We start from the raw sequence: 24014 nt of genomic DNA, 5'->3' as shown, positions 1-24014 counted from the left end.
TTGATTACAATAATATTGTTTTGATTATTGATTATTATCAATATTTATCTTATTTGTGAGGAATAATTTTTTTGGCTCGGATCATTACAGATATAGCTGTAATTACAACAATAAATATTTCTAGTCTGCCAAGCATCATGCCAAACATTTGAGTTATCAGCATTGAAGCTGGACTATCTGAATTAGTAAGACCTATTGAAAGTCCTACCGTACCCAAAGATGATGCAAATTCAAACATTGCGTCACCTATCGGTACACCTGTTAGAGAAATTGCTAATGTGCCGACAAAAAATAATAATAGATATGCAAAAACAAATCTGCTTATTTCTAATGTATAAGAGGGAGTCAAATAAATTTTACCTTGAGGCTTACAAGTGTGTGCTTCGGAGACTGATCTTTCTGGCAAAAACTTGGATTTAAGATTATGGGAAATTGACTTGATCATTAAGTAAACGCGGCTATATTTTATTCCACCTGCAGTTGATCCAGCACCACCGCCAATGATCATCAGGATAATAATTATCATGATCATACCCGGCTTCCATTCATTAAAAGTAGCAGTTGAAAAACCAGTTGTCGACAACGCTGATACTATTTGAAAAACTGCAATCCTAATTCGTTCCTGCATACTGCCATACATTGATTTTAGTCCTGCAAAAAACATAATCGGCACACTAAATATGAGAAGAAACGAAAAGAATTTGAGCTCGCCGATTTTTTTGATTATTTTAAATTTCCCTTGTAAAAGTAACGAAAGAACTGCAAAATTGGTAGTTCCCGAAAGCATCAGTATAATAGTTGCTATTTCAATCGGAGCACTTTGATAATAGCCTATACTATCAGTCTTTGTCGAAAACCCTCCTGTTGATAATGCAGCCATTGCATGATTAATCGCATCAAAAAAGGTCATCCCTAAAAAAATGTATATTATTGATCCAGAAGCTGTAAAACCAAGGTAGATTAGCATCATTACTTTTGCAGTGCTTCGCAGGTTAGGTTCAAGTTTGTCTGCATGCCCTTCAGCAGAAAACAACTGCATTGCACTGTGCCCACTTGAAAACAATAGCATTAACAATACAAAACCAAGTCCACCACAATACTGCATTAAACTTCTAAAGAACAAAAAAATATTGGGTGTTTCTTCAACGTCCATCACAGACAGACCTGTAGTTGTCCAGCCACTAACAGATTCAAACAATGCCAAAAGAGGTGGTAGTTGTTTTGAAAATATAAAGGGCAGGGATCCGATCAAGAAAGCATAAATCCATATAAAAACAACCACGACAGTGCTATGTTGCCTTCCAAATATTTGGCGTGAATCCAAATGATACTTTTTTATGCTGATTAATAGTCCAATAGTAATTGTTATTAGCGCGGGTAATGCAAAACTGGCAATGTATTTAGTCTCATCTGGACTAAACAAAACGGTTATGATTGGAATGAGCAAAATAAAGGCTAACAAAAAGAATAATTTAGCAGTAAAGTCAATTTTCAAATAGTGTTTGATCAGCAAACGAAAGCGCGTCATTTTTTTCGTCTCCCAACTAAAAGTGCTATCGCCCGATCAATTACTTCTGCTTTTGCTACTATGACGACTTTATCTTGCTCATGCAACTCAGAATTACCCTGAGGTATTATTATTTCGTCTTTTCTAATAATGCAGCTTACATTGCTTTCACTTGGAAATCCAATCTGCCAAATTTTTTTATTTATTACCGAGGATTTGTGATCTATTTCTACCTCACATACAACTACTTTACCCTCTTCCATGGGCAAATAGCTTTTTAAATTGTCTATGATTGCCTCTTGTTCAATAACGTCAGCAAGCATCTGGGTTGCACTGATACATTTATTTACACCGAGTTCCTTAAATAAAATCATATTTTTAGGATCATTAACTATTGCGAACGTAATATTAACGTTAAACTGCTTTTTGGCCAGCTCACAAACAATTAAATTTGTCGCATCCTTGTTGGTTAAGGCAATAACCATGTCTGCATGTGCAGCTCCTGCATCTTCTAAAATAAAAGGTTTTGTTCCATCCCCATAAACACATGTTACCTCATGTGTATTTGCCAACATTTTGCACCAGTCACAATCATCGTTAATTATTATGATATTGTGCCCTTTCTCTTTTAGAGATCTAGCTAGAAAGTTCGGCTTTTGGTGACCACCTACAAGAATTATTTTCATATTACCTGCCTCGATTCATTAGGTACATGGCGCTTAAACTCTTCAATTGATAAATTAGCCGGGCAAATTGAAATGATATTCATATCGTCGTAAGCGACTTGCTTAGAAGTGTCATATATTCTTACAAGTACAGTTTTAATCCCAAATACTTGGCAGGCAATCTGAGCAATCATGATATTAGTATCATCGTCATTAGTTGCCGCTATCAATACATCAGCCGAGTTAGCGCCTGCATATGCAAGATGATCAATATCAGCACCATCACCTTCCAGAGTAAATCCTCCATACGACGATGACAATTTTCTGAAAGAATTCTCATCAATATCCAGGATAGTTACGTTTCTGTTTTGCTCTGACATCATTGTCGCAAGAGATGATCCTAATCTACCGCAGCCTACAATTATAATGTTCTGTGATTTTTCTCTTTTTAAAAAATGCATATTATCACCTTCCTCAACATAATTGTATGTTGAGACGGCTAAAAAAGGTGTTAATTGATACATTAAGATTTCATAAAGAACTAAAGATATGCGCACAAACAAGAGCAAAAATAACCTGTTTTTCTTAACAGGCTATAAATTAAATATAAAAATTAAAAGACTTTATCAAAAATCATCATTAAGACTAAATATTTAGTCTTCGGCAAGTCTATATCCAATACCTATTTCAGTCAAAATATAACGCGGTTTTGCAGGATTTTTCTCGATTTTCCTGCGAATGTTCGCCATGAAAACTCTAAGTGTTTGAGTATCGCTATCAATATGGTTTCCCCAAACCTCTTTTAGAAGTTGATTATGTGTTAATACTTTGCCCGCATTCTTAGACATTAATTCTAGAACTTCGTATTCAATGGGTGTGAGATGTATTTCGCTCCCATCGAGATTAACACGATGTTTGTCATAATTAATTTCCAGATCTCCGATTTTAAAAATTGTTTCTGTTCCATTACTTAAAAAGCTTTGGTGCCTGAAAACTACTCTTATTCTAGCTAATAGTTCATCAATGCTAAATGGTTTTGTTAGATAATCATCTGCACCAGAATCAAGTGCTTCCACTTTATCCTGGTCTTGGTCACGAGCTGATACTACAATTATAGGTATTTGTGACTTTTCACGAACCATTTTGATTATTTCAATACCATCCATGTCAGGCAGGCCAAGATCAAGTATAATGGCAGATAACTTCTCAGTATCTATGAGATCAAGAGCCTCCGCTCCAGCAGATGCTTCAAAACATTTGTAATTTTGTGTTTTTAGAGCAAACTGAATAAAATTCAGAATCTGCTTGTCATCTTCTACAATTAGAAATTGCTTGTTCATTTATTCGCTCCCGTCTCATTGGTCGATGGTATCCAAAAACGAAATGTTGTTCCAGAATCTGGGTTTATCTCAACACCAATTTCTCCGTGATGATACTGAACAACCGCTTTGCAGATTGCAAGCCCAAGTCCAAGACCTCTTTTTGAATCAGTAGTATTTCGATCAGCCACATAAAACAGATCAAAAATATGAGGTAATGCTTTTTTATTGATACCACGCCCTTGATCTTTTACTTCAAACCATATTTTATTTTTTTCTTGCCATACGCTTACAAAGATTTCCTCATTCGGTTTAGAATGCTTCACAGCGTTTTCAATGAGGTTGATAATAACTTGCTCTATCAACTTCCCATCCATTGGTGCTATTATAACACCATCGGGGATCTTTGCTACGATTTTATAATCTGGTGAGTATTTTGAAATACGACTAATCGCCTCTCCAACAATTTCTTCAATTATCTCATCCTTAACATGAACAGATAATCTACCTTCCTGAAGTCTGGTCAAACTTAAAATATTTTCAACCAATCTAATTAACCAACTAGAATCCTCATGTATGCCTAAGGCAATTTTTCTAATATCCTCATCATCAGCTTTATGTAGAAGCATCTCTGATGCACCTGATATTGCTGTTAGAGGAGTTCTTAAGTCATGTGAAATTGCGCGTAGCAGGTTGCTTTTCAATCGCTCATGTTCCGTTTCAGCTTTAGCCAATTCCTTTTCACTTGCGAGTACTATACGTTCCATTGCGATAGTCATTTGCATAGCTATAGACTCTATTAAGAATGTGGTTTCATCATCACTATATTTACTGTTTTTGGGTAAACATAAGTACGCAATCAAATTATCACGTACTTTAATTGGTAATGAATAGTATTCACTGACGATGTCTCCAACAAGACTGCCTTTAATGGGAATAATTTGAGTGCTTTGATCTATTTGGTTAACGATAATCTGATCGAACTCAGATTTGCTTTGACCAGTGATAATACAGGTTGTTTCCCAGCCCAGCAGGGTGACTAGCTGTTTTACAACAAGTATTGCTACATCTTCTTTTGAATTCGCTTGTCCCAACGAGTTTGCAATTTTATATAAAAAACGCGCCTGCTTTTCTTGTCTATTTGCATGATCACTTGAATGAATAAGTTTGCTTGTTAGAGTACTAGTCATTATAGCCGCCAATAGCATGATAACAAAAGTGAATATATAAGTGCTATCGTCCACATTAAAAGTGTAGGTTGGTATTGTAAAAAAGAAATTGAAAGCCAGCATAGCTATTACAGATGCGATTACACCGTATTTATAACCCTTTGTGTATCGTGATGTCATAAGGACAGACAATATATATATAACGACAATATTTACTTCAGTAAACCCAAAATGCTGAATTATAAATGAAATAATCGTTGCAAACAGAATAGACACAACTGTAATCAGTAGTGGTTTAAGTGGTCTAAATGCCTTAATTATTACTTTTAACGACATACGAAATCGCCTGCCTTTCTTCAAATAATAACACACATTCCCAAAAATCCGAATAATTCAAAAAGTGTAAAACACGAAAATGCTAACTGGAAGAGTGTCGCTTTTAGCAGATCTCACTCCATAGTAAGACCATAGACTTGTTCAAAATAATTTTTCTTGTTTGAATATGTTTTAAAATTTATCATTATTAAAGCTGTTGATGTTCAAGTTTGACAGAATAATGATAAAATAAAAACTACCGTATTAAACTTGATTCACAATTTGGGAATGACCTTACATATTCTACCAAGAAGAGGAGAGAATATGAAAAGCAAATTCAACGAGAAAATTCATCAAAAGTTTTCTGGGCTTTATAACGGCTTTTCTAAATTACTTCTGGGGTCATCACGCTATAAATCTGATATTGAGAATAAAGAAGACTTGGAACGCTTTAGAAATGAAGTGTTTTACAAACTTGCTCTGCTTTTTATTGCCCTGGGTCTATTCCCAATTTGTTATGGAGCATACTTGTTTTTTCGGGAAAATAACATTATCGCTGGTGTTATAGAGCTCCTGTCGTATTTTGTTGTTTTAATTTTGCTGGTAAGCAATCGAATTACTATATCGAAAAAGAGATATATTTTTATTTTATGCGTTTATTTATTGGGCTTAATGCTACTGTTTGTAGTTGGTCCGTTAGGAGCCGGACTACTTGTTATACTTTCGGCATTTGGATTAGCGGCTTGCTTGCTTTATAGAAAACAAAGCATAACGTTTACCTACATCAGCTTGTTAGTGTTTTTTATCACTTCACTTTTGCTTCACTTTAGGCTTTTAGATAGTCTGGCAATATATAGATATGGCAAATCTTGGTATATAGTAGCTATTTCCACTCAATCTATGGGCACATTATTTGTACTGATTATTAGCAGTATACTTAGCAATATTGAAAATAAGATTAAAGAGAATGAAAAAAGCATAAAAATAATTGCAGAAAGCGAACGCAGCAAGGCTGTTCTCATTTCAAATCTCCCTGGTATGGCTTATAGATGTAAGTATGACCGCAATCGGACAATGATATTTGTTTCTCAAGGTTGCATTAAATTGACAGGATATGCTCCCGAAAGTCTTATTAACAGTAAAGATATATCATACAATGACTTGATTTCTCCTGAATACCGCAAACTTTTATGGAGTGATTTGGAACGCGTTCTCGCTAAAAGATTACCATTTAGGTTTGAATACGAAATAACATCTGCTGATGGAAATCGTAAATGGGTTCTAGAATTGGGCGAAGGTATTTATAGCGATAAAGATCAAGTAGAGATGCTTGAGGGAATTATTCTTGATATTTCAGATCGTAAAGAATTTGAAAATGCTCTCAGATACTACAACGATCATGATATGTGGACAGGTTTATATAACCGTAGATATTTAGAAAATATTTTAAAAAATGATGAAATGATTGATGAAGGGAAAAAACAAGCAATTATAAATATAAACCTTAGCACTGTGAATTTAGTGAACACAACTTATGGTTTTTATTATAGTCAGGGATTAATAAAAAAAGCTGCTGACATACTGATGTTGCTTTGCACCGATAATCATCAATTATTTAGTACATATCCAGATCAATTCGTTTTTTATATAAAAGCTTATGATAATAAAAATGAGTTGGTGGAATTTTGTAATTCTGTTATAAATTCATTGGAATCCGTACTTGCTGCCGAAAGAATTGGAGGTGGTATAGGAATAATTGAATTTGATAATAATAGTAAACATGATTTTAACCATATTTTGAAAAATGTACTGATTGCATCTGAAAAAGCGATTGTTTCTTATGACAGAGACTTTGGTTTTTGTTTTTATGACAAGAAAATGGAATTGCAGCAGATACGCGAAGAGACTATCCAACGTGAGCTGTTTCAAATCACGACAGACAAAAATAGCAATGGCTTTTATCTGCAGTTTCAGCCTATTTTGTCCCTTAAATCTAATCATATATGTGGATTTGAAGCTTTGGCACGATTAGACAGTGCCAGCTTGGGAGAAGTCCCCCCTTTAGAGTTCATACCTATAGCTGAAAAAACAAAATTAATTGTGCCTTTGGGTAATATTATATTGATAAAAGCATTCCAATTTCTAAACAGACTGAAAGAGCATGGTTATGATAAAGTTAGCGTTTCAATTAATATTTCAGCAATTCAATTATTAAGGAAGGATTTTATAGAAACTTTACTAAGTATGATTAGTAATATGCAGGTTATCCCTACAAATATAAGCATCGAAATTACAGAATCTATATTTGCTTCAAATTATCAAGAAATCAATAAGTCGCTTGGGAAATTAAAGAGTATAGGAATCGAAATATCGATAGATGACTTTGGAACAGAATATTCTTCACTTGCACGAGCAAATGAATTGAACGTTAACTGCCTCAAAATTGATAAATATTTTGCTGATAACCTTTTATTATCGAACGCAGATGAGGTTATAGTCGCAGATATTATATCAATAGCACATAAGCTTGGTTACAGTGTCGTGGCAGAAGGCATCGAGCACGAAAAACAAAGGCAGTATTTATTAGATAACGATTGCGATAAAATACAAGGATATCTGATTGCTAAACCCCTTGATGAGGATACTGCAATTGAACTAATTAGTAAACATATGGGTTAATTTGATTTCAGGTTTTCTATTTCTCTTCGCTCTCCCATAAAATTTGCAAGTCACACTATCGCTTCCGATTATATTTTTGATAATACAAAGATCAAAGCAAAAGCTAAGCTATATTGATGCATTACTGCCGCTTATGTCAGTTTTACTATTTGTGGTAATGTATCAGCTGGTTAACCCCGGCCTTATTACTAATTTAGCTGCAACGAAAGCATTTCCATGTATTACTCTGCACTCCATTTTTTGTACTTATGTCATATTGAAGATGCTGGAATTATTCAATGGCAAGAGTCTTGATAAGCTTTGTAAATATCTTATATTATTGCTTTGGGCAGTTAATATTGTAATTGCTTACTCTGTTTTTTACACCATTATTATTGGCTTTGGAGATTCTATTAAATCCTTGCAGGCATCCAATGGGGGAAATCATGATTTGCTTGGAATGACATATGTTTTTATGTTTTTGGGTGTGCTTGTGGATATTATTCCACTGATAGGCAATATTGTAATCGTGTTTTTTGCTATTGTATTTGTGAAGAATTTTTCCACAGAACGATACACTGACAAAACGATTATATCAGCGCATAAGCTTTCTGGTGCTTGCAAACTATCTCTTATAGTGACGGCTTTAAGTTCAATGATATTTAATATTTTACAATTTATCTTTGCTTCGCACCTTCATCTAATCGACAGTAATGTTAACCTCCCCATTATTACCGAGGCCAATCTCTCCATACTCCGTAGCGGAAAAGCAAAAGGTGTTCGCTTTGGTACAATTAATAAAATCTGCTACTACCTCGAATGTGATGTTGGTGACATATTAAAATTTGATGGAGTTTTGGAGGATACAAGCAATCAATGTGCCAATCGGTTATATGCAACATTGGTTAATGAGGAGCTTACTGCAACAGATGGTGAAAAGTATACACATTACGATTATGTTTTTGAAAATGTGGAGGAAGGCATAGAAAGTGAAGGAACGATATATATTCAGTCAGAAGAAATGTCAAACCCACTTTATACAAATCCCGTCTATCAAAGCAATGACGGTAAGGTATATTTACTAAGCGGCCAAGGGTTTTCAACCAGTGTGGATAATGACGAGGGTGGCGTTTTTACCAGCACTATCGAGGACTCTACAAGTATAACGGAAAAAGTACCGGAAGAAATCGTGCCTGACAACTCTTGTGAATACTTTATCGTGGAGAGCAAAAAAAGAACTTTTAATGGTGAAAAACAAGTTGAGAGACAATTATTTTCGAAAAAAGACGACTCACTTTATTATTTTAAGAAGGGTGATAACAGCTTGCTATACAAAACATCTTCAACGATTCTGTGGGAAACACCAAAGGATCTATGCTAAAATAACAGACAACTTCATAATATAGAGGTAATGGAAAGGAGCATATAAAAGTTGAGAAGGTAGGTGTTTTGTTTGGAAAGAGGATACTCAGTAATAATTGGGTTCATTCAGAAAAAACTGTTTCCTAAAACTTCGCTGCATCGAAGCAAATCATATCTTGATGTCAATGACAATATAAGATACCTGTTTGTTTCTTTTTTTAGCCTTGTTTTTTTGCTGTCAGCATTTATTTTTGATAGACCTTTAGACATAATTCGAGGCATTCCTTCTATTCTTATAGTACCTAGTGTGTTGTTCACTGATTATATAGCAGTTTCAAATCTGGGGACAGCATTTTTTAATGCAGGCCTTCTGATGCTAATATGCATAGGTATCAGCAGGATTAGTAAAATCGTGATGGAAGGACCTGTAATCGCAGCAATTTTTACTGTTGGCGGATTCGCACTCTTTGGCAAAAACATGATAAATATATGGCCTATAATTGCGGGAGTCTGGCTTCACTCTAGATGGCGCAAACAAAAATTCGGACAATATATCTTGCCGGCATTATTCGGAACTGCATTATCACCTGTTGTCAGTCAGATCGCTTTTGGGTTTGACCTGCCAGTCAATCTTGCTTATTTTCTATCCATCACAGTCGGCATAGCAATCGGCTTCGCACTTCCACCACTAGCAAACCAATTCGTAATTTTTCACCAGGGTTTTAATTTATATAATATTGGGTTCACCTCTGGCATAATAGGTATGGCAATAATGTCTATGTTCAGGGCTTTTGGTTATGATGTAGCTGAGAGCACGAGAATTGTAGCAACAGGCTATAATCATCAACTCGGCATATGGTTGGTCTCATTTTTTGCTATGATATTAATAGCCGGGCTTCTCATGACTAATAATCTGCCCAAAAGCATGGCTCTTGTTTGGCGTCAGGAGGGTCGTCTGGTATCCGATTTCGTCAAGATTGCCGGATTTGGACCTAGTCTTGTGAATATGGCATTTCTTGGCTATCTGTCTACAGGTTATGTTCTCCTGATAGGAGGAGAATTAAATGGTCTAACAGTGGGCGGGATTTTTACAATTGTTGGTTTTGGTGCTTTTGGTAAACATCTGCTCAATGTCATGCCGATAATTATTGGTGTTTTCTTGGCAACTTTGCTAAAAATCTTTGATACAAGCTCTACAGAAGCCCTTCTGGCAGCGCTTTTTGGAACAACACTAGCACCTATTGCCGGAGCTTATGGTTGGACATATGGAATTGCAGCCGGCTTTATACATTCATCGGTAGTGATGAATGTCGGATATATACATGGCGGAATGAATCTTTACAATAACGGCTTTGCCGGAGGGTTTGTGGCTGCTTTACTGGTACCATTATTCGATCTTTTGAAAAATCGTCATCAAAACGACGATGACAATTCTGACAAATAAGGATAATCATTCTGAAAATTAGATTTTATCTAGTAATAGAATAGTAATTAGAAACAGGTTAGAAGAGAACAAAAATTACCAATCAAATTAAGGAGGAAATATGGCAACGGAAAAGAACAAGGCATCAAAAATTCTTAGTGAGCTAGTAGATTATTTCTTTCGCAACAAAATATATAAAATTAATATGTCGCTTGAATACTCGGCAAAGGAAACTATCATTCATATAGAAGGGGCATGCTCTAAAAAGCCTGAAGACTACGATGATCTATATGAAGTATTCAACGAAGAACGCCGTCCCGAGCTTGAGGAATATTACTACAGCCTCCTTGGCGGCGACTTTAAACGCGACGAACTTAATCTGCTTGGAAGCATGATAAACAAAGCAGATATGTCATACCAAAACAATCTTCTTTCAATAACCGTCTTTCGATTTCACGAATGATGATTTAAGTCACGAGGTTAGAGTCTGCTTATTACATCATAATTTAAAGTAAATAAGTATTGTTGCAGAATAGGATATACTAATGAAAGAAAAAAAATATTTGCCAGTAATAATTGTTTCCGCAATGATGTTTCTTTTAGGTTATGAAGCTAGTGGCTTTCAAATCGCTTTAAGACCAATCGCTGCAGAATTAGGATTGAGTGGTATAAGGCAAGGCGCACTTGTTTCTTCTCAATATTTTGCTATTATTATTTTCCCTCCAATATTAGGTTTTTTGGCTGATCGTCTTGGAAAGAAAAAAATAGTCAGTATTTTTGGCGTAGTTTTTTCGATAGGATGTCTAATTGTTGTCATCTCCCAGAGTTATTTTGTTATGATTGCCGGGATATTTATTATAGGTTGCGGGTACAGTGTAAGTGAGAGTATTTCCGTATCTTTGTTCACAACACTATATCCGCAAAAGGCAAATAAATACGTTAACATCTCCCAGAGTTTATTTAGTTTAGGAGCTGTAGTAAGCCCAATAATAAATTCGTGGATAATGCAAAATACTAGAGCAACTTGGCGATTTGTTTTTGTAGTAGCAGGTTCGATTTTTTTACTATTGAGTTTAATTCTTTCTTTATTAGATGTTAAAGAGAAAAGTCAGGTGTTTACTACAAGCAGCATAAAAAAATCGAAATTAAACAAAGAGTTTATCCTGTTATTTTTGGCAGCTGGAATTCTTATATATGCTGGGATTGAAGTAGGTGTAGGTTTTTTCCTTGACTCTTTTGTGCATTTCAATTTCGAATCATCTTCCTACTCCGCTTATATCCTATCTTTGTTTTGGTTTGCAATGATTCCGTCAAGGATATTAAGCGGTTATCTCTACAAGCATAAAAGAATTATTTTACTGATGTGCTATTTCATTTCAGTATTCGCATTAACAATATTTGCGTTTAACACAAATATTGTATTGAGTTTTGTACTTATACTCTTAGTTGGTTTTAGCTTAGGTCCAATATGGCCTAACCTTATGAGTAGTGCGTCAGAAAACACTGCCAGACCTGGTTTTGCTTCCGGCCTTATGAGCTCAGCATGTGGATTAGGCGGCGTTATTTTTCCAATGGTAATTAGTTCCATGTCATCAGAATATGGTTATAGATTGTCATTCGTTCTAATGGGACTGATCACAGCTGTAGGATTGGCTATGATATTCATATATTTTGTATTGTTAAAAAAAGTTAGTAAAATAAAATCTTTTTAATCTGCAAATCTTTTTTCTTGACAAACAACTTATCTGTGTTTATATTATTGAATATAAATTCAATGAACGAGGACTCAACAATATGCGTATTCGTGAGGAACAAAAAGAAAGACGCCGGGAAGAAATTCTTGCAGCCGGACTCGATCTGTTTATACGGAAAGGATATACTGCTACTAAAATCAGCGATATTGCAGAACGTGTCGGTATGAGTGTAGGCCTTTTATTTCATTATTTTAAATCTAAGGAAAAACTGTATGAAGAGCTAATAAAAATAGGCGTTTCAGGTCCTATGAGCATGATGAATCCTACAGATATGGAACCACTTGAATTTTTCGAAACTACTGCAAAACAGATTTTTCATTATATTCAAAGCAATCCTTTTGTCGCAAAAATGTTTGTACTTATGAGTCAGACTTTTTGTAATGAGGCAGCGCCACAGAGCATTAAAGAAATCTTATTGAATTTTGATATTTATACGCCTACAACAATGTTAATACAGAAAGGTCAGACAAACGGTACTATTCGGGAAGGTGACCCATATGCACTAGCAATCGCTTATTGGTGTTCTATTCAGGGCATAGCAGAGCAAGTAGCTTTGAATCCTGGTGCTCCCTGCCCTGAAAGCGACTGGATTGTTGATATTATTAGGAGGAAATCGTAATGAAGAAAGTAATTATTGTCGGAGCAGGTATTGCTGGACTTACGGCAGGCATTTATGCACTTCAAAGCGGATTTGATGTTGAAATTTATGAAAGTCACACTATTCCAGGAGGCGCTTCTACCAGCTGGCGACGAAAAGGATATTTGTTTGAGGGTGGAATGCACTGGCTAACAGGGTCATCACCAAAGACCTCTCTTAACAAGCTTTGGCGTGAAGTGGGTGCTTTAGATGATAGTGTTAATATTTATAATCGTGATCCTTTTTTTGCTTTTGAGTATGACAGCCAAATTGCGTACCTTTATCGGGATATTGATAAGCTTCGTCAACATTTTTTAGAAATATCACCGGAGGATAAAAAAGAAATCATTAGATTATGCAGAGATTTAAAGAAATTCACCAGAATGGATATGCCTATTCAAGATATCAGGAATGTTAAGGTGAAGCAAAAGTCTTCTATGTCTTTATCTACACTTTTAGACATGTTACCAGCTATACTCCGAATCTCTTTTTACGCAAACCAATCATCAAAAGAATTCTCGATGCGGTTTAAAAGTCCTCTATTACAGCTTTTGCTTGAAAATATAGTAGGCGCCGATAATAATGCTTCTGGAATGACCTTTACCATTTCAACACTTGCCTCCGGTGACGGAGGATATCCAGAGGGAGGTTCTCTAGGCATGGCAAAACGTATGGCAAACCGTTTTGAAATGCTAGGGGGAACTATAAAATACGGTCAAAAGGTGAGTAAGTTATCGATTAAAAACAGTGTTACTTGTGGAATTATTGCAAACGATGAGCTCATACTGTCAGATGCGGTGATAGTGACCAATGATACGCTTGTTGCCATTGATACTTTGTTTGACACGCCTATTTCAGAACCTTGGGCAAAAGAAATGCGCGAAAAAACGAAACCTATGCTCAATACCTTTATCAGTGTGGGGGTAGAGGCAGATTTGTCAGATATGCCAGAAAGTTTGACATTCGTATCCGAAGAGCCTATTTGTTGCGGCGGTGTGTCAGAAACCATTATAGGTATCAATAATTATGCAACCTACAACGGGTACGCACCTGAAGGTTGTACCGCCATAACATCTACAATTATGGGCGACAGCTATGATTTCTGGAAAAATTGCAAAGAAAACGGTACATATAAATCCGAAAAACAAAAGCTAGCAGAGAAATTTATTGCTATACTGGCAAAAAAATATCCAAAGACAGCCGGGAAAATAGCAGTTTGGGATGTAGCAACACCTCTTACATATGAGCGGTATTTACATTCATATAAAGGATCGTGGATGTCAATGATCGCAAAAGGAAACAAAATGAAAAGTTATCCTTCAAAACCCGAAAGTATTACAAAAGTTTATTTTGCCGGTCAGCGCTTAATGTATCCGGGCGGTCTGCCCGTAGCAGCAGAAACAGGGCGTAAAGCAGTTCAATATCTATGCAAAGATACAAATACTGTGTTTCAGGGCAAGATAGATTAATCTAGTGAAGGATCTTATTAATTTAAGCTTGATGATCTGTTTTACTAAATTCTCATTCTCAATACAACTGGCTTTCTTCTAACGTATCCAAATTGATGTGCTTCATTGTAGCTTCGTTTATATTTTTCCACCCACACCCAAACGAATAAAAAGATTATGCTCATAAATGATATTTTTGAACCAAAAAGCTTTCCTGGAGTCTCATATACTATTTCTATTTCATGTTCACCGGCTGTGATTGGAGCAGCCAACATATAATCAAAGGCTGCGAAAGTGTTAGCTTCAACCCCATCCACAATGATTCTCCAACCCTCCTCAGCACCTATACTTGTAATAAATTGAGCATCCTGATCAACAGATAGAGTTCCTTGTATTTTCTCAGGAGTATATTGATTAATTTCCAAAAAGCTCACATCGGTTGTTGGTAAACTTGTTCCTATTGCCAAAGCCAGCTGTTCTCTTATTTGTGAAGCACTGACTTCTCTAAAATCCACCATTTCTATGGCAAAGCCTATCGAACAATAGTCTGGGTTCTCATACAATGTCAGTTTATCTAATTCTTCAATTTTTACCAAATTCAGATTATTAATATCAACTGGATCATCATTTTTTTGAATCAGATAACGTACAGCAAAAATGTCGTTCAAGAGATCATCGGCAACATAATTTGTGCTCACATTTTGAGCATAAATATCCATCCCTATATTTTTAAAAAACTGATAATTTTGTCCAGACATTAAGGAAGAGTAATATCCTAATCCATTGTAACCATAGCGCAATCCCTGATTATGAGTAGGCTGCAAAAACTCCATTCTATAAAACTCGTTTTCTTGTGGCGCATAATTTTCTATCAGATACTGTAATTCTGTTTCATAATTAATGTATTGATTGTGATTTGCTTTCCAAGTATATGCAGCCAATGTAAAAACAGAATTCGCAAGTATTTCAAAAAGAAGTACGATAGCAATCAATGTTTTAAGGTCAAAGCTTTTTATTCGCTTGTATGATCCTTTAATTTTAAGGTGTAGTACAAAATTTTTTTCGTTATATGCTTTATAGGCATAGATCAACAAGACAAAAACAAAAACAAAACTTTGCCTGGCAGGCAATTGGCTTGGATAGTGAAATCCATGCCACAGATAATCCAGAATATTTAAATTAAAACAAAAATAAGAGGTCAAAACAAACAAGATGAAAATCCATCTTTCGCGAACCGACCTTCGCTTATACAGCAAATAACAAGCAGCTAAGATGAAGGATATTAAACCGCAGTAAATATTAGCCTCTTCGTAAGCCAAGGATATTTTTTGAAACGGGAAAAAATGCAACAAGTACTTCCAAACCGGATGATATAGTTTTAATTTATCTGGTAAACCTACACTAGCAGCCAAAGTGTTTTGCAAATTTATATATGTAGGAAATAAAATAAAAGCAACCAAACCTGCTGAAATAATTGAAGCAAGAGCAAACCTAGATAGATAAAGCAATCGCCTCTGTACAGAATGTTTTTGTCGGAAAATCAGGTATAAAGACCATAATACCGCAAATATACAGAGTACATACGCAAGATAAAAATTTGAATACAATGCAATTGCTAGAACCAAAATATACGGAAGGAACTGATTCTTTTCCCACAAAAGCTGGAGTGCTAATGCTAAAAGAGGAAGCAAAATCACAATATCCATCCACATAAACTGATTAATAAAAGCTAATGTATAAGCGGATAAGGCGTATGCAGCAGAAAAAACAAAAACAAATTTTGACTTGAACTGGTAAAATCGCATAATAAAGCAAGCAAAACTAAGACCAGCTAAACCAAAGCGGAGAATAACAATGAAGTGAATAGCTTCAATAGTGTTTTTTGCAGGTACAAAATGAAGCAAAACCCAAAGCGGGCTGTTTGTGTAGTAGGCAGATTGTGTCAATTGATTGAAGCCTAGCGAGCCTGCAAATGACCAGTCGGACTTCGTACGTACATATTCTCGCAACATAGGAAAATACTGCGCGTATCCATCCATAGCCATTAAATTGCGATTGCCAAAAGGAACAATGCCTGCGACAATGAAAGCAATTATCATAATGGCAACTGGAGTCAGAAAGCTATAAACAAATTGATATTTGGGTTCTATGCCAAGACTAAATTTATTTTTCCGATTTCTCATAATTATTTTCCTAGCTACTGGCGTTTATCAGACAATTTATATCGTCAAAACACGATTAAAAAGCTCAGCCTAAAGACTGAGCGTTTATACTACATTTGTAGTTTAACTGTTTTTCGGGATTTAGTCAACTACAGTTGTAGTTTGGACAATAATGGGTTCATCATATGTGACGAAAGTTGTGGTCTCATATATCCCATCATCTTCATAGGCATAATTATCAATCGGATTGGCATAAGTCATTTCTTGTTCATCATTATAATCCACGATATAGGTAGAGGTCGGATAAATATTTTCTTCAACAACAATGTCAGACAATAATTGACGATTTCTATCCCATTCGTTTACTTCGGGAATAATCATTGCAATTGTTATCAAAGAGATTAATATAGCAGCAACTGCCAAAAAAGCGACCAAGCTTTGTCTTAATGGTGAAACTTTTAAAGGATTAACAATTGCCTGCAAACGGGTTTTCAATTGTTTTTTATCTTTTGACAAGGCAGCTTGCGTCATTTGGTTTCCTGGTTCCGCTTGCTCTAGCATATTTAAAAGCAGATAGCCATATTCCTTTTTTTGTTCTGGTGACATTTCTGCAGTTGCCGCTCGATCACATAACTGCTCACAAATTTCATCTAGCATCTGAGATGCGTAAATAAAAACAAGATTATAGAAAAAAACTAAACGTGTTATCTCTGCTAGCAGTTTTGCCCACAAATCTTTATGCTTGAGATGTGTCATTTCATGGCAAATAATCATATGCAGCTGATTTTGTGTCAATGTCTGATCTGGGATAATCAAAAATCTCTTTCTATATCCGAAAACCAAAGGGCTTTGAGCAGCCGGATGTTTGATAATTGTTGATTTAGAAAGATAATTTATAATTTGTGCAGGCAGCTCTGAACAATCAATATCAAGCTCATGAATAGAACAGGTTATTCCTTCAAGCATTACTTTTTCACGAAAATCCATAAGCCTTCGCCTTGAGCGGTATAAATTAAAAATGACACCAACGAACCAGAAAAAAGCCAGAGGCATCACCCATTCATTTCTAAAAAATGTATTTGATATATTAGAAACATAGTAATCCCCATCAAATGCAGAAGCAGTATACCCTTTTTCAGCCAATGACGAATATATTTGATTAGCAATTATATAAAAAAAAGGAAGCAGTGATAAGAAATAGCTAATTAGAAGAAGATATTTTTTAACTTTAGCATCAACACTTTTAAATCGTGTTTTTTTGAAAAAAGCAACAACAAACAAAACCATTAACTGGCCGGGGATAGAACCTATTGTAAGAACTAGAAACAATGATGTAATACTATTAAACATAAAAGCCTCGATATAAATGCATTCATTTTTGTCTACTGTTTATCTAACCACTCACGCAATTCATCAATTTCTTCTTTATCCAGTTTTTCTTGTGACATATAAGCAGCAAAAAAAGCTTTTGCTGATCCACGGAACTGACGTTTTATCGTCTGACTCAAATGATTTTTAAGATAATCATCTTCCGATATTATGGGAACAAATAATCTTGTTCTTCCACGTCCGTCTTGATGACAAATATTTAAAAATCCTTTGTCTGCCAAACGAACCATAAACGTGGCTATCGTATTATATTGCCAGCCTTCTGTCTCTTTTAATTGATCATGCACATATTGAACTGATACCGGATCTGTTGTCTGCCAGATTACCTGCATAATAGTTAATTCAGATTCACTGATTTGATTTTCCTGATCATTATTGTCAACAATATTTCTTTTTCTTGGCAAAATAACCACCCCCCAAAACCTTTACTACAAATATAGTTTAGCCTATTTTGTTCTTGGCTGCAATGATTGTATTTTACTTCACTTATGCTCTATTTGGTTCAAGAAACTTTTCATCATTTAGTTATGAAGAAATCTATTTAATTTTTCCATGAATATATGCAGCTGCTTCGTCAAGATCGTTCTTGTGAACATAAATCGTATATTCATATGCATAGTCCATATTTTCCCCGAAAGTGGCTATTCTTGCGCGATTGTTACTAAATGCAGATGGGCTTTGTCGATTAATTAATTTGATGGTGTAATCAATTCCTTTTGCCGCAAGAATATCACATACTCTTACTTGTTCTTCCATCGATGTTGTCATGATAAGTTCTTTTCGGTTGAAGATTGTAATCATTTTAAGCATCCTTTTCTTCTGGCGTATCTAAATTGAATTTTATTTTTCTCCGTAATTTTTCAAAAAAGCAATTGCATCTTCTGCAGATAAAGGTTTGCTGATAAGAAAGCCCTGAATAACATCACAATCATGTGCTTTTAAATAGTCAAGCTGCTCTTCTTGTTCAACACCTTCCGCAACTACAGTCAAACCAATTTTGTGAGCCATAGATATAAGATCGGCTGTGATTAAACCATCTTCTCTTAAATGACCTATCTTATCTATAAATGATTTATCTATTTTTAACGAATCCACATTTAATTCACGCAATCTGGAAAAAGATGAAAAACCGGTGCCAAAGTCGTCAAGAGAAATTTTTATTCCCATTTTCCTGATTTCATCCATCTTGCTATTAATAAGGTTGAAATTAGCAAAAAGAACTGATTCTGTAATTTCAATCTCAATTGAGATTGTATCATTTTTTGATAGTTTAATTCTTTCTTTGATTGTGGCAACAAACTCTTCTCTTAATAATTGCCCTCCTGATATGTTTATAGCTAAACTTACATTTTCGATATTTTGAACACGCAGTTTAGCCACAAATTGACAAGCTCTGCTTAAAATCTGATTTCCTAAATCAAATATAAGCATTTTTTCTTCTGCAATTGCAATGAATTCCAGTGGCGATATTCTGCCTAATTCAGGATGATTAAGACGTGCAAGAGCCTCAAAACCAACAATTTTATTGGTTTGAAGATCAAGTTTCGGTTGAAACTCTAAATACAATGCTTCGGACAGTTCTCCCTTGCCAATTGCCCGTAAAGCCTTCTCTATTTTGTCTTTTCGCTTAATACTATGTTCCATGCTATCACTATAGAATATAACCGCGCCATTTGGTTTCTCATAATCTCTATCCAATGCCATTGTTGCATCTTGCAAAACTTTATCAACGGTTATGTTTTCGTTTTTTATTTCTACTATCGCTACCTCTGCACTGACAAATTGATGGTGATTTCCACCATCAAAAGGGTTTTCAAAAACTTTTACAAGAGCTTGCGCTGTCTGTTTTAATTCGAATTTATCCTCATAATCCTCAATTAATGTAACAAATCTATCTGCACTAAACCTAAAGAACATTTTATCTGAATCAAATAACTGCTTAACTTTCTCAGCAATCTGTTTAAGTATTTGATCGCCATATGAAAAGCCATATGTCATGTTTAATGTTTTAAAATTAGTGCAATTAAGTAGCAAGACAGCCTTCTTTTTTTTGCTGGAATTAGCAATAGCTTTTTGCAAAAACTCCTCTAGATATTCTTTGTTAGGCAATCCGGTTAATTTATCATAATAAGCAATTTTTATGTTCGCTCTATTTTTTTGGAACGCATAAAACAAAACCAATCCAAGTATAATAACTACTACAACAAATATAACAATTCCATTCACAACGATTTCTCTGATAGCATTATCTATATCCCTTGCCGGCCAAGCTATGGCAAGTGTGGCAATATACTTTTCATCTGAATATATAGGTACTGCAACTTGATATACATCAATATTCTCAATATTGCCACGAACTATATCTGAGTTATTATTAGAAATATTTTCTCTAGCTTCGGGGTCTTCTATCCTGTACCCAACAGCATCAGGCAAATTGCTCGCAACTATTTCATATTCAGAATCTATGAAAAATACAAAATGAGTGTTTTGGCTGCCGGAAATTTCATCAACAACATTACTAATTTCAAAAGAGTCTAGAAAATCATGTATATGTTCAGCTAAAACACCTATTTGAACAAAATGTCCATCACCATTTTTTACATAGCCGAATTTATAATATATACCACTTTCGCTATCTGGACGTATTTCTTCAATAAGAATATTCTGATCACTGACCATAAAGTCATAAACCGGGTGACCGTCAAAAGCTTTCCAGCCAACATAAGGTTCATATGTGCTATAGATAACTTCGCCGTTGTCGTTGTATAAATATATCTCATCAATATTAAATTTCTCTGCAATATCTCGAAGAATTTGATTGCTTTCTTTGTTTTCTATCAGCATAATTGCCTGACTTGCAATCAAGAGTTTTTCCTCAAGCAATTCAGTAATAATATCATGTGCTTTTCCAGACTTTTCGAAGCTTTGAGAATAGCTATCAGCTACATTAATGGTCATTTCCTCAAGAAAACTATAATGTGCATTTATGCGATTTACAGCAGTAAAATAAGACAAAGAAGCAAAGCCTAATGATAAAGCCACAAAAGGTATAATAAATAATTTTATGTCAATTCTCTTGAGTTTATCTTTTCCCACTTCGCCTACCTCCAGATCCACCTGTTCAAATGGATCACTATGCTTATCGGAAAAAGAAATAGCTCAAATAGTCAAAATTCTCTTCAATCAGCTCTGAAGATTTTGTAATATACTTATATTTTTTATTTGTAATTTCTATTTGAGTAATTCCATAATAAAAAATTATCATATTTACTTAATTATAGTCAACGCATATGTTACTCTTAACAAGCAAACAAAAAAATTTTATATCTCTAAATTTTCCCATACCTTAGCAAAAATAATTTTTGGAAATACTAATGCCAAAAACACTGTCACCGCCGAAATAGTACCGGCAACAGGCAAACTCAATACGGCGCTGATATCGGATAAAATTATAATATCAGATAAGATGTCACCAGCCAAAAACAAAGTGATACTACCTGCAGATAACAAGCCATATGCCAGAGGAAATAATACTGTTATAAGATTACCCAAAAATTCATTGTTTTCAAAAAAATCTGACAATGACAGCAGCTCGACTGAAGTATATATTGCTGAACTGCCATAAAGAATAAAAAACAAAACCAGAAGCGATAAAAGTAATAAATGAAAACTTAATCCGACAAAAACAGAATAAGCAATAATACCTGCAAAACTTATGATACAGCCCGGAATAAAAAACATATTGCATTGTATTGTGAACACTTTTGCTCCTTCGAGCGGCAAAATTTTAAGTAGCCAGTAGCGGGTTTTCCAAAGACTTTTATCCTTTTTTGTATCTACTGGTATAAAAAGCATAGATACAGCTATTATATTGAAAATAGCAGCTATTGTAACAAGTAAAGAAACTCCTACCATCGGACTGTCAGAAAAGAGGTTGCCATATATAAATGTAAATATTGTAAACAGAAAGAAAAACAACATAAAAGCTGAACTGATAAGCATCTCGTGATTTCTTATTGCCATCTTCCACTCCGATTTTATCCATGTTGTAATTTCATTTGCATGCGACTTTTTGTAATTATCAACAAAAACTGTTCTTTTTTTATTGTTCTGTGACTCAACAACTTGATTTTTGACCCAACCTGCAAAGTATATTTTTTTTGATATTACAAATGCAATCAGCAAGCATATAGAAGTTGATATAAGCAAAAATAGCACAGCATATAAAGGCCATTTCCCAACAACTGCATAATTTAAAAGCTTTACAGCCGCTGTCAAAGGAACTAATTCCGAAATCCAGGGTTTTTCAAAAAATTCTACAAGCTTTGTCAAAAAAGGTTCAAGAATCTCTTGTGCTCGTGAAAAGAAAATTGCAAAAAAGATATTTATAGCAAAAGCAATAATTGATGTCATAATGTTAAATATCTTTGCTGATACGATTTTTAAAAAAGACATTGCAACAATAGCACCAATCGCACATGGTATAATCGTTATAAATATATAAAAAGGGATAATCACAAAATAATACATTACTGGAGCATTTGCCCATATACCTAATGCTGCAAGAAATGGAAAAAACAAAAACAACATTGATTTTGTGCTGTTAATTATATGTTCCAGAAACTTAATCAAGAAAATATGGTTAAAAGGAACAGGAATTGAAACCAAATAATTCATATCTGGTGACTTGTAAAAATTTCGCACAAAAGCACTTATGCTCTGAATAAAAGATATTGAATATATCCATATAACAGTTGCAAAAAAGAATATATTCAGCAGTGCTTTTATCATCTCGTCGGAAGCAGAAATGTTGTTAAAAATATTTCTATAAATTATATTAGTTAATAAAATCTGCCCTATTATTATTGCCAATGTTATTGATAATGTTTTAGCAACTGTTTTTTTATCTCTCCAGAGACTATTTTTTAAGACAAAAAAACGCACTTTAACAAACCACATGATATACTTCACTCTTTTTAGCCATCCTTCCTGCTTTCGGTTATACCCAAAAAAATGTCTTCAAGTGTTGTACCAAAATTATTGTACTTTGTTTTTAATTCCTCAAAAGAGCCCTCTGCTAATAATTCTCCTTGATGAATAATGCCTATCCTGTCACATATTTTTTCGGCTATTTCAAGCACATGGGTTGTGAATAAAATTGCAGATCCCTCATCAGCATGTTTTCTAAACAAATCTTTAGCTACTTTAGCACTGGAAGCATCCAGACCAGTTGTAGGTTCATCAAGAAATATTACTGCAGGTTTGTGTAAAAGTGCAGCACAAAGAGTTATTTTCCTTCGCATGCCATGGGAGTATGTTCCGATTAGCTTGTCAGCATCATTCGTCATTTGAAGCTCTTCTAACAAAGAATCTATTCTTTTTGCAGTGTTCATATTTCTTTTTTTTATATAGATGTCCGAAACTACATTCAAAAATTCCCTGCCTGAGAGTTTGTTATATAAATATGGGTTGTCGGGAACATAACCAAAATTTGACTTAGCTTCCAGCGGCTGGCCTACAATATCATAGCCACAAATTTCAGCAGTTCCTGAATTGGGTCTTAAAAGGCCGGTGCATACCTTTATGGTTGTTGTCTTTCCAGCCCCATTATGTCCTAAAAATCCGTATATCTCTCCTGGATTTACTTTAAAACTAACATTCTTAACAGCTTTTTTTTTGCCATAGTTTTTTATGATATTATTTACCTCTAGCATAATTCGCTCCTCAATTCAGCTTTGCTTAAACAGGATATACTGCTAATAGATTTAGATTTTTTGTAAGCTTTACGTGTTCCTTTTTTCCCATAAATAAAGAATAAATTTGTAAATAAAAAACAAAAAAAGTGTACCAAATAAACTTATTCCAAAAGCACCTGATATCTTTTTCAGATCCATACCGACTCGCAAAAAGACAACTAAAGCTGAAAGTATCCCTGTTAACAGAGGAACTAAAAAAATAAAATATCCCTGTTCTTTTTTACTCATTGTAAAAGGATAGGTTATAGGCGTTCCTTTTATCGCCAAAATAATAAATTGTACCAAAGATGCAATTAACCAAACCAAGAAAAAGTCTAGTGTTTCTTTAAGTGATTGATTTAGAATAAACCACCTGTACAACAAAACGGCAAATGTTCCAAACCAGAAAATCATATATCCAATACTTTTTGCTTTTATCGCTTCTGCAATTACTCTCTCATCATTTTTCAT

General features: G+C 34.6%; 19 protein-coding genes and 1 pseudogene. 7 read left to right on the top strand and 13 right to left on the bottom strand.

All coding sequences use genetic code 11. The features are described 5' to 3' along the window. Window positions 1–49: 49 nt before the first annotated feature. The 5 genes from AC0KSB_RS15135 to AC0KSB_RS15115 all read right to left on the bottom strand — a co-directional run bounded on the left by AC0KSB_RS15135 (window position 50) and on the right by AC0KSB_RS15115 (window position 4996). On the bottom strand, window positions 50–1528 hold the full coding sequence (locus AC0KSB_RS15135) for a TrkH family potassium uptake protein (protein ID WP_472310648.1): 1479 nt from the start codon (window positions 1526–1528) through the stop codon (window positions 50–52). Continuing rightward, a complete protein-coding gene (locus AC0KSB_RS15130; RefSeq protein WP_472310646.1) occupies window positions 1525–2193 on the bottom strand; it encodes a potassium channel family protein in 669 nt (222 codons plus the stop codon). The genes AC0KSB_RS15135 and AC0KSB_RS15130 overlap by 4 nt, the downstream gene beginning before the upstream one ends. Then, on the bottom strand, window positions 2190–2633 hold the full coding sequence (locus AC0KSB_RS15125; RefSeq protein ID WP_472310644.1) for a potassium channel family protein: 444 nt from the start codon (window positions 2631–2633) through the stop codon (window positions 2190–2192). Before AC0KSB_RS15125 ends, AC0KSB_RS15130 begins: the two co-directional genes overlap by 4 nt. A 192-nt stretch (window positions 2634–2825) precedes the next feature. Then, entirely contained in the window at window positions 2826–3512 is a 687-nt protein-coding gene (locus AC0KSB_RS15120) for a response regulator (protein WP_472310642.1), read from the bottom strand. Continuing rightward, entirely contained in the window at window positions 3509–4996 is a 1488-nt protein-coding gene (locus AC0KSB_RS15115; RefSeq protein ID WP_472310641.1) for an ATP-binding protein, read from the bottom strand. Before AC0KSB_RS15115 ends, AC0KSB_RS15120 begins: the two co-directional genes overlap by 4 nt. A gap of 303 nt (window positions 4997–5299) precedes the next feature. Between AC0KSB_RS15115 and AC0KSB_RS15110 the strand changes: the two genes are divergently transcribed. From AC0KSB_RS15110 to AC0KSB_RS15080, 7 genes and pseudogenes are all read left to right on the top strand, one after another. Then, window positions 5300–7654, top strand: coding sequence for an EAL domain-containing protein (locus AC0KSB_RS15110; protein ID WP_472310639.1), 2355 nt, complete (start codon window positions 5300–5302; stop codon window positions 7652–7654). 709 nt (window positions 7655–8363) lie between these two features. Continuing rightward, a pseudogene (locus AC0KSB_RS15105) lies at window positions 8364–8498 on the top strand (helix-turn-helix domain-containing protein); the annotation flags it as partial. Window positions 8499–9086: 588 nt separating this feature from the next. Further along, a complete protein-coding gene (locus AC0KSB_RS15100) occupies window positions 9087–10439 on the top strand; it encodes a DUF1576 domain-containing protein (RefSeq protein ID WP_472310637.1) in 1353 nt (450 codons plus the stop codon). A 100-nt stretch (window positions 10440–10539) separates the two neighbouring features. Further along, entirely contained in the window at window positions 10540–10881 is a 342-nt protein-coding gene (locus tag AC0KSB_RS15095) for a hypothetical protein (protein WP_472310635.1), read from the top strand. An 82-nt stretch (window positions 10882–10963) separates the two neighbouring features. Continuing rightward, the gene (locus AC0KSB_RS15090; RefSeq protein ID WP_472310633.1) at window positions 10964–12130 is read left to right on the top strand and encodes an MFS transporter; all 1167 of its coding nucleotides are present in this window, start codon (window positions 10964–10966) and stop codon (window positions 12128–12130) included. A gap of 82 nt (window positions 12131–12212) precedes the next feature. Then, the gene (locus AC0KSB_RS15085; RefSeq protein ID WP_472310631.1) at window positions 12213–12791 is read left to right on the top strand and encodes a TetR/AcrR family transcriptional regulator; all 579 of its coding nucleotides are present in this window, start codon (window positions 12213–12215) and stop codon (window positions 12789–12791) included. Next, window positions 12791–14278: a phytoene desaturase family protein gene (locus tag AC0KSB_RS15080; protein ID WP_472310629.1), complete on the top strand. Its 1488-nt coding sequence runs from the start codon at window positions 12791–12793 to the stop codon at window positions 14276–14278. The genes AC0KSB_RS15085 and AC0KSB_RS15080 overlap by 1 nt, the downstream gene beginning before the upstream one ends. A gap of 44 nt (window positions 14279–14322) precedes the next feature. Here the strand turns inward: AC0KSB_RS15080 and AC0KSB_RS15075 are convergent, their stop codons facing one another. The 8 genes from AC0KSB_RS15075 to AC0KSB_RS15040 form a co-directional block, all read right to left on the bottom strand. Then, complete coding sequence (locus tag AC0KSB_RS15075; RefSeq protein WP_472310627.1) at window positions 14323–16440, bottom strand: YfhO family protein; 2118 nt, start codon at window positions 16438–16440, stop codon at window positions 14323–14325. 120 nt (window positions 16441–16560) lie between these two features. Next, window positions 16561–17769 (bottom strand): M56 family metallopeptidase, encoded by a 1209-nt coding sequence (locus tag AC0KSB_RS15070; protein WP_472310625.1) that lies wholly within the window; start codon window positions 17767–17769, stop codon window positions 16561–16563. 32 nt (window positions 17770–17801) lie between these two features. Further along, a complete protein-coding gene (locus AC0KSB_RS15065) occupies window positions 17802–18212 on the bottom strand; it encodes a BlaI/MecI/CopY family transcriptional regulator (protein WP_472310623.1) in 411 nt (136 codons plus the stop codon). 133 nt (window positions 18213–18345) lie between these two features. Then, window positions 18346–18609 carry a hypothetical protein gene (locus tag AC0KSB_RS15060; RefSeq protein WP_472310621.1) on the bottom strand — a complete coding sequence of 88 codons (264 nt, stop codon included), beginning with the start codon at window positions 18607–18609 and terminating at the stop codon, window positions 18346–18348. A gap of 39 nt (window positions 18610–18648) precedes the next feature. Continuing rightward, on the bottom strand, window positions 18649–20904 hold the full coding sequence (locus tag AC0KSB_RS15055) for a putative bifunctional diguanylate cyclase/phosphodiesterase (protein ID WP_472310619.1): 2256 nt from the start codon (window positions 20902–20904) through the stop codon (window positions 18649–18651). 225 nt (window positions 20905–21129) lie between these two features. Beyond that, a complete protein-coding gene (locus tag AC0KSB_RS15050) occupies window positions 21130–22779 on the bottom strand; it encodes a putative ABC transporter permease subunit (RefSeq protein WP_472310617.1) in 1650 nt (549 codons plus the stop codon). Between the two features lie 5 nt (window positions 22780–22784). Next, a complete protein-coding gene (locus AC0KSB_RS15045) occupies window positions 22785–23522 on the bottom strand; it encodes an ABC transporter ATP-binding protein (protein ID WP_472310615.1) in 738 nt (245 codons plus the stop codon). 69 nt (window positions 23523–23591) lie between these two features. Beyond that, window positions 23592–24014: a hypothetical protein gene (locus AC0KSB_RS15040; protein ID WP_472310613.1), complete on the bottom strand. Its 423-nt coding sequence runs from the start codon at window positions 24012–24014 to the stop codon at window positions 23592–23594.

This window comes from Ercella succinigenes, assembly GCF_900002895.1.
Note: the sequence above shows the minus strand (reverse complement) of the source record. Positions and strands in the feature narration are given on the sequence as shown.

Bases quoted from the DNA above. Each gene is read 5' to 3' on its own strand.
- AC0KSB_RS15135 (WP_472310648.1), bottom strand. From the start codon at position 1,528: ATGACGCGCTTTCGTTTGCTGATCAAACACTATTTGAAAATTGACTTT.
- AC0KSB_RS15130 (WP_472310646.1), bottom strand. From the start codon at position 2,193: ATGAAAATAATTCTTGTAGGTGGTCACCAAAAGCCGAACTTTCTAGCT.
- AC0KSB_RS15125 (WP_472310644.1), bottom strand. From the start codon at position 2,633: ATGCATTTTTTAAAAAGAGAAAAATCACAGAACATTATAATTGTAGGC.
- AC0KSB_RS15120 (WP_472310642.1), bottom strand. From the start codon at position 3,512: ATGAACAAGCAATTTCTAATTGTAGAAGATGACAAGCAGATTCTGAAT.
- AC0KSB_RS15115 (WP_472310641.1), bottom strand. From the start codon at position 4,996: ATGTCGTTAAAAGTAATAATTAAGGCATTTAGACCACTTAAACCACTA.
- AC0KSB_RS15110 (WP_472310639.1), top strand. From the start codon at position 5,300: ATGAAAAGCAAATTCAACGAGAAAATTCATCAAAAGTTTTCTGGGCTT.
- AC0KSB_RS15095 (WP_472310635.1), top strand. From the start codon at position 10,540: ATGGCAACGGAAAAGAACAAGGCATCAAAAATTCTTAGTGAGCTAGTA.
- AC0KSB_RS15090 (WP_472310633.1), top strand. From the start codon at position 10,964: ATGAAAGAAAAAAAATATTTGCCAGTAATAATTGTTTCCGCAATGATG.
- AC0KSB_RS15085 (WP_472310631.1), top strand. From the start codon at position 12,213: ATGCGTATTCGTGAGGAACAAAAAGAAAGACGCCGGGAAGAAATTCTT.
- AC0KSB_RS15080 (WP_472310629.1), top strand. From the start codon at position 12,791: ATGAAGAAAGTAATTATTGTCGGAGCAGGTATTGCTGGACTTACGGCA.
- AC0KSB_RS15075 (WP_472310627.1), bottom strand. From the start codon at position 16,440: ATGAGAAATCGGAAAAATAAATTTAGTCTTGGCATAGAACCCAAATAT.
- AC0KSB_RS15070 (WP_472310625.1), bottom strand. From the start codon at position 17,769: ATGTTTAATAGTATTACATCATTGTTTCTAGTTCTTACAATAGGTTCT.
- AC0KSB_RS15060 (WP_472310621.1), bottom strand. From the start codon at position 18,609: ATGATTACAATCTTCAACCGAAAAGAACTTATCATGACAACATCGATG.
- AC0KSB_RS15045 (WP_472310615.1), bottom strand. From the start codon at position 23,522: ATGCTAGAGGTAAATAATATCATAAAAAACTATGGCAAAAAAAAAGCT.
- AC0KSB_RS15040 (WP_472310613.1), bottom strand. From the start codon at position 24,014: ATGAAAAATGATGAGAGAGTAATTGCAGAAGCGATAAAAGCAAAAAGT.